The organism is Ancylobacter tetraedralis, assembly GCF_014195655.1.
Taxonomy (GTDB): domain Bacteria; phylum Pseudomonadota; class Alphaproteobacteria; order Rhizobiales; family Xanthobacteraceae; genus Ancylobacter; species Ancylobacter tetraedralis.
In genome coordinates, this window is record NZ_JACICD010000001.1 from 510,389 (window position 1) to 521,486 (window position 11,098).

General features: G+C 69.0%; 10 protein-coding genes. 1 reads left to right on the forward strand and 9 read right to left on the reverse strand.

Features of this window, described 5'->3' with window-relative positions; translation table 11 throughout:
* Window positions 1-192 precede the first annotated feature (192 nt).
* From FHS55_RS02370 to FHS55_RS02380, 3 genes are read right to left on the reverse strand one after another with little or no spacing between them, the layout of a single operon-like run.
* Window positions 193-2,223 (reverse strand): primary-amine oxidase, encoded by a 2,031-nt coding sequence (locus FHS55_RS02370; RefSeq protein ID WP_183188065.1) that lies wholly within the window; start codon window positions 2,221-2,223, stop codon window positions 193-195.
* A gap of 46 nt (window positions 2,224-2,269) precedes the next feature.
* Window positions 2,270-2,491 carry a hypothetical protein gene (locus tag FHS55_RS02375; RefSeq protein ID WP_183188066.1) on the reverse strand — a complete coding sequence of 74 codons (222 nt, stop codon included), beginning with the start codon at window positions 2,489-2,491 and terminating at the stop codon, window positions 2,270-2,272.
* Entirely contained in the window at window positions 2,488-3,933 is a 1,446-nt protein-coding gene (locus tag FHS55_RS02380) for an APC family permease (protein WP_183188067.1), read from the reverse strand. Before FHS55_RS02380 ends, FHS55_RS02375 begins: the two co-directional genes overlap by 4 nt.
* 133 nt (window positions 3,934-4,066) lie before the next feature.
* Here FHS55_RS02380 and FHS55_RS02385 point away from each other — a divergent pair, with 133 nt between their 5' ends.
* On the forward strand, window positions 4,067-5,086 hold the full coding sequence (locus tag FHS55_RS02385) for an AraC family transcriptional regulator (RefSeq protein WP_183188068.1): 1,020 nt from the start codon (window positions 4,067-4,069) through the stop codon (window positions 5,084-5,086).
* A gap of 36 nt (window positions 5,087-5,122) precedes the next feature.
* Here the strand turns inward: FHS55_RS02385 and FHS55_RS02390 are convergent, their stop codons facing one another.
* The 6 genes from FHS55_RS02390 to FHS55_RS02415 form a co-directional block, all read right to left on the reverse strand.
* Entirely contained in the window at window positions 5,123-6,751 is a 1,629-nt protein-coding gene (locus FHS55_RS02390) for an MFS transporter (RefSeq protein WP_183188069.1), read from the reverse strand.
* A gap of 111 nt (window positions 6,752-6,862) precedes the next feature.
* Window positions 6,863-8,737, reverse strand: a complete 1,875-nt coding sequence (locus FHS55_RS02395) for an amidohydrolase (RefSeq protein ID WP_183188070.1) — start codon at window positions 8,735-8,737, stop codon at window positions 6,863-6,865.
* 96 nt (window positions 8,738-8,833) lie between these two features.
* Entirely contained in the window at window positions 8,834-9,106 is a 273-nt protein-coding gene (locus FHS55_RS02400; RefSeq protein ID WP_183188071.1) for a XapX domain-containing protein, read from the reverse strand.
* Between the two features lie 43 nt (window positions 9,107-9,149).
* The gene (locus FHS55_RS02405; protein ID WP_246339762.1) at window positions 9,150-9,857 is read right to left on the reverse strand and encodes an alpha/beta fold hydrolase; all 708 of its coding nucleotides are present in this window, start codon (window positions 9,855-9,857) and stop codon (window positions 9,150-9,152) included.
* A gap of 49 nt (window positions 9,858-9,906) precedes the next feature.
* Complete coding sequence (locus tag FHS55_RS02410) at window positions 9,907-10,560, reverse strand: hydrolase (protein ID WP_183188073.1); 654 nt, start codon at window positions 10,558-10,560, stop codon at window positions 9,907-9,909.
* A 139-nt stretch (window positions 10,561-10,699) separates the two neighbouring features.
* Entirely contained in the window at window positions 10,700-11,065 is a 366-nt protein-coding gene (locus FHS55_RS02415) for a response regulator transcription factor (protein ID WP_183188074.1), read from the reverse strand.
* Between the last annotated feature and the right edge of the window lie 33 nt (window positions 11,066-11,098).

The window sequence follows — 11,098 nt, forward strand, 5'->3', positions numbered from 1 at the left end:
TGTCGGGATCCCGGCCCACGGGGAGATGGCCGAAGGGTCTTGCGCTGGCTCCCGGACCAAGGTGCGCTCACCCGCACCTTGGTCCGGGAAGCCGTGCCCCTCGTGTCATGCACCCGCGACGGCGCAGCCGGAGCGCAGAGCCGGGACCCAGCGCACGAATCCTTCCGCCGCGTCCTCTTGCCCCAGCCGCCCTCAATGGCAGCACGACCCGCCCCCGCCCTTGCGGCCTTCCTCGCCTTCCTCGCGGTTGTCGCGCGAATGGGCGTTCTTCTCGGGGGGCAGGTCCATGGCGATGTTCGCGGCGAAGAAGCCGTTGGGCTTCAGGAGGAAGCCGGCATATTCCACCGGCATGATCGGGAAATCCTCCGGCTTGCACACATGGGTGTGGCCGAAGGAATGCCACAGCACGACATCCGTGTTCTCGATCGGCCGGTTCTGCTTCACATAGGCCGGCAGCCCGCCCCCGCCGGCATTCACATTGGGATAGTCGCCGGAGGCATATTTTTCCGCCGCGTCGAAGGCCGTGACCCAGATGTGCTTCCTGGCGAAGCCGCCGCGCTGGGCGACGGTGGAGCCCTCCTGCGCCAGCATCACCGGGGTGGGCATGACCACCATCTTGTAGCCCGGCGCCTTGCCCACGCTGTTGGCGACGTTCGGGTTGGAGACCTTCCAGAAGCGCCCGGTCTCGCCATTGGCCAGTGCCGGGCTGTCCAGCTCGCGCTTGAGCACGCGGCTGCGGGAATCGAACACGTTGCCATACGGGTTGTCGTCGCCCCAGGGGCGCGGCACGAATTCGTGCTCGGTCACGGTGTTGCCGCCACCGTCGATATCCATGTGCAGGCGCGCATTGAAGAAATGCTGATGCGTCGGCCCGCCCAGCCCTTCATCCACCATGCCGCCCCACGGATAGACCTCGCCCGGCGTCACCGCCGCAGTCTGGATGATGCCGGTGAGCTTGGCCTCGAGCTGGATCGTGCCGTCCTGGTAGAGATACCAGTAGAAGCCGTAATCGTAATTGCCCACCGTGGCGAAGAAGGAGATGACCAGCCGCCGCGAGCGCCTTGTCTCATAGATACCGTTGCGGAATTCATAGTGCTTCCACAGCGTGCCATAGTCCTCTTCGTGCATGCAGATGGCGTTTTGCATGGTGAAGGGCTGGCCGAGATCGTCCGCCGCCGGCACGTCGAAATAATGGATGTGGCCGAGGCAGTCGCAGCCGAGCTCCAGCTGGTTGGCGAGGCGCCCGAGGCCGTATTCGCCGGCGTCGAAGGCGCTTTTCCAATAGTGGTTGGCGGTCGGGTCGGCATAGGGCACGACCATCTCGGTCACGCTGGCGCGGAAGATCACCGGGCGCAGCTTGCCGCCGTCCTTGATGCCGAGCTCGTGCAGCACCAGCCCCTCGCGCGGGGTGAAGCCGACGCGGAAGCTCCAGTTTTGCCACTCCACGCGCCAGCCATCGACGGTGAAGCTCGGCCCCTGCCGCTGCACGATGTCGAGCGGCTTCACATCATCGCGCATATCGGGGAATGCCTCGCGGCCGTAATTGCGCTTTTTCTTCGGAATGGGGATGATCTTGTCCTCGTCCACGAGGTCCACGACCCGATTGGCGACGAGATCGACCACGGCGACCACGCCCTCGATCGGGTGGGCATAGCCATTGTCGCGAATATCCTCGCGCCAGTAGGACACCGCGCGCACGATGCGCCGGCCCTTCTCGAAATCCCGACCGAAATAACCCGACGAGAACGGGTCGATCTGCACGAGGGGAATGTCGGCCTCGGTGATGCCGCGCTTGGCAACCGCCGCGCGCCAGCCGGGATCGGCCTTCACGATCTCCTCCGCGCGGATGAACTCCTCGATCATGATCGGCGGCTGGCCATAGGGGGGCTGGTCGTTCGGCAGAACCTTGAAGTCCGTGAGCCCCGCCGCGCTGAGGTCGATAATGGCCTCGGCCGCCACGCCGGTGGCGGCGTCGAGCGTCAGCACGAAGGCGCGGCGCGGCAGGCTCTCCCCGTCGCGATGGGCTTTCAGCTCGGCCTTGGCCGGCTCCTCCAGCCGCACGATGGGAAAGCGGTGATAGGCACCCAGCGCCTTCTCCGCCTTGAGGATGGCCACCGCGCGGGCGATCTCGTCGAGGCTGAGCGGATCGAGCGGGTGGGGGTGGGCGAGCGTGGCGTGGGCGAGCGTGGCGTCGGCAAGCTTGGCGTCGGTCTGGGCATCCATGGCGGAAGCTCCGATAGCAAGGAAGAGAAGGGGCGGCGGCAGGCGATCAGCGGCGCGGCGCCGAGGTGCAGATCTCACCGGGCATGACGTCCGGGGCCAAGGCCATCGTCATCGGCGCGCCGCCGAACATCGCGTGCACACAGAAGACCGAGCAGGTGAGATGCGCGGCAGAGCCGAGGACGAGCAGCGCGCCGGCCAGCGCCATTCCCGCCAGAAGCGGGTGGACCTGCCCGCCGGAGGCCTTGAGGGACAGGGCGAGCGCGCTCATCCGAACACCTCGCCGAGCGAGGCGTAAAGGTCCGGCCTCTGGGCGCGGATCACCAGCGCGAAGCCGACGCCGATGAGGAAGACCAGCGCAATCCCATAGGGGAAGGCGGCGACCACCGGGCTCTCGCTGCCCGTGAGCAGCGACAGGTTGGAAATGACCAGCCCCAGCGCCCCCACAAGTCCCACCAGCCCGAGCAGCGGTGCGATGAGCGTGGTCCACGGGCCATGCCCGGTCCGCGTCGTGCGGAAGAAGCGCAGGATGGCGAGCGAGACCAGCACCTGTACCGCCAGGATGCCGATGACCGCGAGCGCCGACATGAAGGAGAACACCACGGTATAGGCATCCGCCCCGGACAGCACGAACAGCGCGAGGATCACCGCCGCCACCGCGCTCTGCACATAGCCGGCGACATGGGGCGAGCCGTGCACCGCATGCACCTTGCCGAGCGATTTCAGCGCCAGCCCCTCGCGGCCGAGCGCGAAAAAGTAGCGGTTCAGCGTGTTGTGGAAGGAGAGGATGCAGGCGAACAGCGAGGTGATCAGCAGCAGGTTCATCACCTCCACCGACCAGCCGCCCAGCACCGCGCCGGCGGCGGTGAAATAGAAGGTCTCCAGCCCCGATGCGGCCACGGACTGCACCTGAGTGGGCCCGTAGAACTGCACCGCCGCCCAGGTCGAGAAGGCGTAGAACACGGTGATCAGCAGCACCGCGATATAGGTGGCGCGCGGAATGGTCTTTTCCGGCTGCTCGGCCTCCTCGCCGAAAATGGCGGTGGCCTCGAAGCCGATGAACGAGCCGATGACGAAGACCAGCGCCACGCCGAGGCCGGGCGCGAACACGGTGGCGGGCGCGAAGCTGGAGAAGGTGAAGCCCTCCGGCCCGCCGCCCTTCACGAGGATGCCGATGTCGAGCAGCAGCAGGATGGCGATCTCCGCCAGCATGCATACGCCGAGAATGGCGCCGGAAAAGGCGATGTTGCGCTGGCCGCAGAACATCACCGCCACCAGCGCGACGAGCGCCCACAGCCACCACGGCGCATCAAGGCCCAGCGGCGCCAGCGCGGCGGCGACGAAGACGCCGAACAGCGCATAGACCGCGATCTGCACCGCGCTGTAGGTGACGAGCGCGACAAAGGCGCCGCCTACCCCCGCCGGTCTGCCGAGCCCCTGCGCGATATAGGTGTAGAACGCGCCGGCTCCGCCAATATGCCGGCTCATCGCCGCGAAGCCGACGGAGAACACGAGGTAGAGCAGGCCCGCCAGCACGAAGGCGCCGGGCACGCCCGCTCCGTTGCCGAAGGCGAAGGCGGCAGGCGAGGCGCCCACCACGGCGGTGAGCGGGGCGGCGGCGGCCACCACGAAGAAGATGATATGGGCGAGGCCCACCGAGTTCCTCGCAAGGCGGTCGGGCGGCACGAGCGGCACAGCATCGTTCACGGACATCACGAGACCCCTCTCTCTTCATCTAGGCCAATAATTTCCTGAGAGGAATATCGAGGCCCGGCTGGCCCTTGAATTGCTGCGTATGCCGAGAATTCGATACTTCGCGCCAGCGGTGCCACGGGAGCCGACCATCATGGCAAATGCCCCGAATTTAGACGCCGTCCTGCCCGGAATCGCTTCAATCCGCGCCTCGGTCCTGCTGAGCGTGGTGGCCCAGCTCGACCGTCAAACCGGCAAGACCGACATGCTGCTGGCGGGCCATGGCTTGATGCGCTCACAGCTGGAAGATCCGTATGGTCTCATTCCCATGGCGCGCTACATCGCCGTGTTCGAAGACGCGGCGGTGCATACCGGCGATCCCGTCTTCGGGGCCCGGCTCGGCTCCACGTTCCGCCCGGGCGATATCGGGCCGATCGGCATGCTGTTCGCGCTCTCCGCGACCATCCGCGCCGCGCTCACCCGCATGGCCCGGCATGTCGCGTTGGTACAGGGCGCGACCGGCATCGGCGTGGTCGAGGCGGATGACCGGGTGACATGGAGCTACCGGCTTGAAGACCCGCGCCTGTGGCCGCGCCGGCAGGACGCGGAATATTCGCTGGCCGCCACCTGCCAGCTGGTGCGCGGCTGCTTCAGCGCGGGGTGGAACCCGGTCGAGGTGCATTTCGAGCATGGCGCGCCGATGGATGCCGGCGATCTGCGGCGCCTGTTCCGGTGCCCGCTGCTGTTCGGCCAGTCGGCCAATCGCATCGTGGTCGCCCGTGCCGATGCCGAGCGGGTCTATCGCAGCGAGGATCGCGATCTCATCGCCATACTGGAGCGGCACGTTGCCGATATCCGGGAGAAGGAGCGGTGCGCGCCGGGCCTCGCCGAGCAGGTGCGGGCGCTGATCGGCATCTATCTCGGGCACAAGCCCATCACCCTTACCAGTGTCGCGGGTGAGCTCGGCCTCTCCGTGCGCACGCTGCAGCGGCGGCTGGCGGGAGAGGGGCTGTGCCTGCGCGACCTCGTGCGGGCGCAGCGCCAGGCCATCGCCGCGCACCAGTCCGTCGCGGGCCCGGGGGCCAGCAAGGCCCGCCTCGCCGAGGCGCTGGGCTATGCCGACAGCACCGTGTTCTGGCGCGCCCGCAAGTCTTGGAGCCGCCCCGCCCCATGATGCGGCTCCGCTCCGGCGCGCCTCACGGCAGGGACATCAGCGGGACGATGTCACCGCCAGCAGATGGCGCACGATCGGGCCTTCCTCCAGCAGGTGGAACCGGCGCACCTCCTGCTGCACGTCGGCATCGGCATGCGACACGCGCCGGTGCTGGCGCAGGTGCTCGGCCCAGCTTTCCACCATGAACCACTCGGTGATCAACTCCGGCTCGGCGGCGTCCTCCATCACGCCCCAGGAATAGGCGCCGTCGCGCCGGCGCGAATCCGACAACTGCCGGAGCGCGGTGAGGAAGGCGTCGCGGTCGGCCTTGGCCACCCGGTACTCGATGAGGATGAGCACCGGGCCGCGATCGCCCTCCACCGGCTCGGCCAGCATCGGCTCGGGCCAGTGATGGGAGGGGGTGAGGTCGGCCTCGCCCCTGGGCAGCGCGACGCGGTGGACGATCAGCCCGGTGATGACGAGGCCGGCGGCGGCGGCGAGGAGCGTTGCCGGCAGGCCGATCGCCTGCGCGATGAAGCCCCAGCCGAGGCTGCCGCCGGCCATGGCGCCATTGAACACGGTGAGATAGACGGCCAGCGCCCGCCCGCGCACCCAGTTGGGCAGGATCGCCTGCGCCGTGGCGTTGAGCGTCGTCAGCGCGACGATCCACGCGCCGCCCATTGCGAGCAGGATGACCAGCGCCGCCCATTTTGGCGGCCCCAGCGCCAGCCCGCCAGCGGCGAGCCCGGTGACGAGGGCGCTGGCGAGCATCAGTCCGTCCGGGCCGAGGCGTTCGCGCAGGGTGGGCAGAACCAGCGCGCCGCCGATGGCCCCGACGCCGACCGAGCCGAGCAGGATGCCATAGAACGCCGCGTCGCCCCGCAGCAGTTCGCGGGTGACGAGCGGCAGCAGCGCCCAGACCGCGCTGGAAAAGGCGAAGAACACCACCGCGCGCAGCAGCACAACATGCAGCTCGCGGCTGGAGCGGGCATAGCGCAGCCCGGCGCGGAAGGCGCCGCCGAAGCGCTCGCTGAGCGCGTCATCGGGGCCGGCCGGGCGCTTCCACCACAAGAGTGCGCCGATGACGATGGCGTAGCTCGCCACGTCCGCGCCATAGGTGAGCGCCGCGCCGAAGCCGGCCAGCAGCAGGCCGCCCACCGCCGGGCCGATGGAGCGGGCGATGTTGATGCCGAGCGAGTTGAGCGCCACCGCGCTCTTGAGCTCGCCGCGGGGCACCAGCTCGGGCACGATGGATTGCCAGGTCGGCCCCATCAGCGCCGCGCCGATGCCGCCGATGAAGGTCAGCATGATCAGCGCCGACACGGTGATCAACCCCGAGGCGGAGAGCACCATCAGCGTCGCGCTTACCGAGGCCAGCAGCAGCTGGACCGCGATGAGGAACTTGCGGCGGTCGAGAATGTCCGAGAGCACGCCGGCGGGAATGGCCAGCAGGAAGATGGGCAGCATGCCGGCCGCCTGCACCGCCGCGACCGCGGCGGGCGAGGCCGAGAGGTCGGTCACCAGCCAGGCGCTCGCCACGTCGCGCATGAAGGTGCCGGTATTGCCGAGCACCGTCGCGCCCCACAGCACCGCGAACACCGTGCGCTTGAGCGGGGCGAAGCTGCCCACCGCCGGCGCGGGTGCCGGAGGCGGGGCGAGCGGAGCCACCTTCGGGTCGTTGGTCATCGCGCGCTCCTCGATCCTTCCCGGCGCCGGGTGGCGTCCGCCCTCATGCTAGAGCGTCTTCCGGCGAGGCGAATGTCGCTTCGCCCGTCGAAAACGCCGTCGACCCGTGGCCTACACCGCCCAGCAGGCGCAGCCGAGCGCGCCCCAGAAGGAGCCCGCATCCGACACCGGCACGTTCGATCCCCAGGCCCCGGCATGGGCGTGGCCGTGCACGTTGCAGCTGTTGGCGCAGCCGCACAGCCGGGCGAATTGATAATTCGCATCCTTACCGGCCTGCGCGCGCTGCTGGTAGCCGCCGAAGGTGCGCACCGGCGACCAGTCCGGCATGGCCGGTGGCAGGTCGGGGGCGAGGTCGGCGAAGTCGCCCGCGCCATGCACCGGCGCGCCGCCGAGCAGGGTGAGCACCGAGGTGATGTCGGCGATGGCATCGCCCGGCACCGCGAAATAATCGTCCGAGAGCACCACCATGTCGGCGAGCTGGCCCGGGGCGATCTGCCCCTTCTTGCCCACTTCGTTGGAGAACCAGGTGTTGGCGTGCGTCCACAGGCGCAGCGCGCTTTCGCGGTCGAGCAGGTTCGAGGCGGGGTAGAGCGAGAGCCCGCCCACCGTCTTGCCGGTGACGAGCCAGGCCAGCGAGACCCAGGGATTATAGGAGGCGACGCGCGTCGCGTCGGTGCCCGCGCCCACCGTCACGCCCATGTCGAGCATGCGGCGGATCGGCGGGCTGCGTTCAGTGGCGCGGGGACCGTAGCGTTCCGCGAAATACTCGCCCTGATAGGCCATGCGGTGCTGCACGGCGATGCCGCCGCCGAGCTTCGCGATGCGCTCGATATTGCGGTCGGTGATGGTCTCGGCGTGGTCGAAGAACCAGTTGAGGCCTTCGAGGGGGACATCCCTGTTCACCTTCTCGAAGACGTCCAGCGCGCGGGAAATGGTCTCGTCATAAGTGGCGTGCAGCCGCCACGGCCAGCGCTTCTCGGCGAGAAGGCGCACCACCGGCTCGAGGTCGCCTTCCATGCTCGGCGCCATGTCAGGCCGTGGCACCTGGAAATCCTCGAAGTCGGCGGCGGAATAGACCAGCATCTCGCCGGCGCCGTTCACCCGCAGGCTGTCATCGCCCTGTCCCGGCGTCACCGTGCTGGTCCAGCGGGCGAAGTCGGCCAGCTCCTCCTTCGGCTTCTGGGTGAACAGGTTGTAGGCGATGCGCACGGTGAGGTGGCCCTCGCGGTGCAGTTCCTCGACGATGGAATAGTCTTCCGGGTAATTCTGGAACCCGCCGCCGGCGTCGATCACCCCGGTGACGCCGAGCCGGTTCACCTCGCGCATGAAATGGCGGGTGGAGTTCTTCTGGTATTCGGGCGGCAGTTTCGGCCCCTTCGCCAGCGTGGCGTAAAGGATCGCGGCGTTGGGCTGGGCGAGGAGCAGCCCCGTCGGGTTGCCCGCGGCATCGCGCGCGATCTCCCCGCCCGGTGGGTTCGGCGTGTCCTTCGTGTAGCCGACGGCGCGCAGCGCCGCGCCGTTGAGCAGGGCGCGGTCGTAGAGGTGGAGGATGAATACCGGCGTGTCGGGGGCGATCTTGTTGATCTCCTCCAGCGTCGGCAGGCGCTTCTCCGCGAACTGGTGCTCGGTGAAGCCGCCGACCACGCGCACCCATTGCGGCGCGGGCGTGTTGTCCACCTGCCGGCGCAGCATCTCCATGGCGTGGGCGAGCGAGCGCACGCCGTCCCAGCGCAGCTCCATGTTGTAGTTCAGCCCGCCGCGAATGATGTGCATGTGGCTGTCGATCAGCCCGGGAATGACCCGCCGCCCGCCGGCATCGATCACCCGCGTCGTCGGCCCGGCATGGGCCATCACCTCGGCGGCCGGGCCGGCGAGGAGGATGCGCCCGGCGTGCACCGCGACCGCCTCCGCCTGCGGGTTCGCGCGGTCGAGCGTCGTTACCTTGGCGTTGAGCAGGATGAGGTCGGCGGTGGCGGGCTGAGCCATGATCTGGGCCTCCAGCAGGGAAGGAATGAAGCCGGCCGCGGCAAGGCCGGGACAAATCCCGCGATGGTTCGGCGGGGCGCGCTTCGGCACGGGCCTTCAGGATTTCGGCGGCGTCTCCGGCGGAGAGGAGGCGTTGCGCCCGGGCAGCTGGCCGAGCACATGGTCGGAGCAGTCGGCCAGGCCGATGGCGGCGCGCAGCCCGTCGCCCCGCATCAGGTGGCGCGCCACCGGCACCACCTGCTCGCCGAGGAGAATGCCGAACAGCCCGATCAGAGCCACCACCGGCGGTGCCGGCGAGCGGACATTGATCAGGCTGTAGACGATGCCGACCAGCAGGCCAGCGGCGAGCGAGGCGATATAGAGCTTCATGCCGCGGACTTCCCTGTGGGAGCGGGCGGGGCGCCGGCCACGGCTACCCGGCCGAGACCTGCGCCGCCGCTTCCAGAAGGACCTCGGCGACCGCCTGCGGCAGGGAGAGCAGCGAGACATGGCTCGCCGTCAGCTCGGTGGTGCGCGCGTTCATCCGGCTGGCCAGTTCCCGCTGCAGGTCGACGCTCACCGCCCGGTCCTCGGTGGAGACGATGTACCAGCTGGGCCGGTCCACCCAGGCCGCCTGGCTCACCTTGTCGCCGAATGTCGCCAGCCCCAGCGGGGGCTGGATGGCGGCCAGGATGCGCGCGTCCTCCACGGGGAGATCCTGCGCGACATTCTCGATCCAGCTCTCCACGCTCATCTTGAGATGGCCGGTGCCATCGTCGCTCACGCCGCTCAGCCCGGGCGGGGCGGGATGGGCGGCGACCTGGTCGCCGGTCGACTGGCCGACATCGGGGGCGAAGGCGGCGACATAGACCAGCGCCTTCACCTTCGGGTCGTTGCCGGCTTGCGTGATGACCGTGCCGCCCCAGCTATGGCCGGCCAGCACGACCGGACCATCGATGGCGTCGAGCGCCAGCCGGGTGGCGGCGACGTCGTCGGCGAGCGAGCTCGTCGGGTTCTGCACCGCGACGACCGCGACGTCGTGCTGCTGCAGCACGCGGATGACGCGCCGCCAGCTGGACCCGTCGGCCCACGCGCCATGCACGAGGACGACGGTGGCCTTGTTGGGAGAGGACGTGGTCAAGGGTATGCTCCGTCGCATGGGTGCACGGGATGGCCGGCGGCGGCCGCGCTCAGTGGCCTTCCGAGGCGCCGAACATGGTCTTGGCGTAGGTGATGCCGAGGCCGTAGGCGCCGCCGAACTTCCTGGCGATGCCGGTGGTGAGCTCGTATGTCTCCGTGCGGGCCCAGTCGCGCTGCAGTTCAAGCAGATATTGCAGCGAGGTCATGGGGCGAACGCCGGCATGGATCATGCGCTCCATGGCGCGCTCATGCGCCTCGTCGGAAACGTCGCCGCAGGCATCGGCGATGACGTAGACCTCGAAGCCCTGGTGCAGCGCGGAGAGCGCCGGGCCGACGATGCAGACGCTGGTCCACAGGCCGGCCAGCACGATGCGGTCGCGGCCGATGCGGTTGACCTCGTCGATGACGGCGGCGTCTTCCCAGGTGTTCATCGAGGTGCGGTCGAGCAGCTTCTGCCCGGGGAAAGCCTCGGTGATCTCCGAGAACATCGGGCCCGAGAAGCTCTTCTCGGCGACCGTGGTGAGGATGGTGGGCACCTTGAAGCCGGCCGCGGCGTTCGCGATCAGCGCGGCGTTGTTGCGCAGCGTGATCGCGTCGATCGACTTGGTCGCAAACGACATCTGCGACTGGAAGTCGATGAGCACGAGCGCGTGATTGTCGGGCGCGATCAGGGCCTTGCCGGGGGTGGGGGTCGCGGTCGCCATCGGACATCCTCTGGTTGGGGAGGTGCCGAGTTTTAGGAAGCGCGGCCGGTTCGGGGCAATTGTGCCCCGGAGGGAGGCGGATTGACCTTGAGGATAGGACGATGCCCGCGATCGCACGCAATTCGGGGCGCACGCGGTATCAGCGCGGGTCCGCGGCCGGCCGCAGGCACGCCAGCAGCGCTTCCGGCGATACAGGCTTGGCGAGATAGGCCCGGACCCCCTCCTTCAGGGCCTGAAGCCGTGTCGCCTCGTCGGGATAGGCGGTGACGAGCACGGTCGGCAGGCTTATCCCGAGGTGCCGGAGGCGGCGATGCAGCGCCAGCCCGTTGAGCCCTGGCAGGCGGAAATCGGCGATCAGCGCGTTCACCTCGACGACGGCGCGCGCGGCGAGGAAGGCGGCGGGGTCATGGAAGGCAAGGGTACTGAAACCGAGCGCGTCGACCAGCCCGGCAATTGCCGCCAGGGACGCCGCGTCATCGTCGACGATCGCCACCACCCAGTGCATCGGCGGGCCCGCTCCGGAAGGCCGCCCCTCTGT

What these genes read in the sequence shown, in the direction of transcription:
- FHS55_RS02390 (WP_183188069.1), bottom strand. Translation starts at nt 6,751, where the DNA reads ATGACCAACGACCCGAAGGTGGCTCCGCTCGCCCCGCCTCCGGCACCC.
- FHS55_RS02385 (WP_183188068.1), top strand. Translation starts at nt 4,067, where the DNA reads ATGGCAAATGCCCCGAATTTAGACGCCGTCCTGCCCGGAATCGCTTCA.
- FHS55_RS02400 (WP_183188071.1), bottom strand. Translation starts at nt 9,106, where the DNA reads ATGAAGCTCTATATCGCCTCGCTCGCCGCTGGCCTGCTGGTCGGCATC.
- FHS55_RS02415 (WP_183188074.1), bottom strand. Translation starts at nt 11,065, where the DNA reads ATGCACTGGGTGGTGGCGATCGTCGACGATGACGCGGCGTCCCTGGCG.
- FHS55_RS02370 (WP_183188065.1), bottom strand. Translation starts at nt 2,223, where the DNA reads ATGGATGCCCAGACCGACGCCAAGCTTGCCGACGCCACGCTCGCCCAC.
- FHS55_RS02375 (WP_183188066.1), bottom strand. Translation starts at nt 2,491, where the DNA reads ATGAGCGCGCTCGCCCTGTCCCTCAAGGCCTCCGGCGGGCAGGTCCAC.
- FHS55_RS02380 (WP_183188067.1), bottom strand. Translation starts at nt 3,933, where the DNA reads ATGTCCGTGAACGATGCTGTGCCGCTCGTGCCGCCCGACCGCCTTGCG.
- FHS55_RS02410 (WP_183188073.1), bottom strand. Translation starts at nt 10,560, where the DNA reads ATGGCGACCGCGACCCCCACCCCCGGCAAGGCCCTGATCGCGCCCGAC.
- FHS55_RS02395 (WP_183188070.1), bottom strand. Translation starts at nt 8,737, where the DNA reads ATGGCTCAGCCCGCCACCGCCGACCTCATCCTGCTCAACGCCAAGGTA.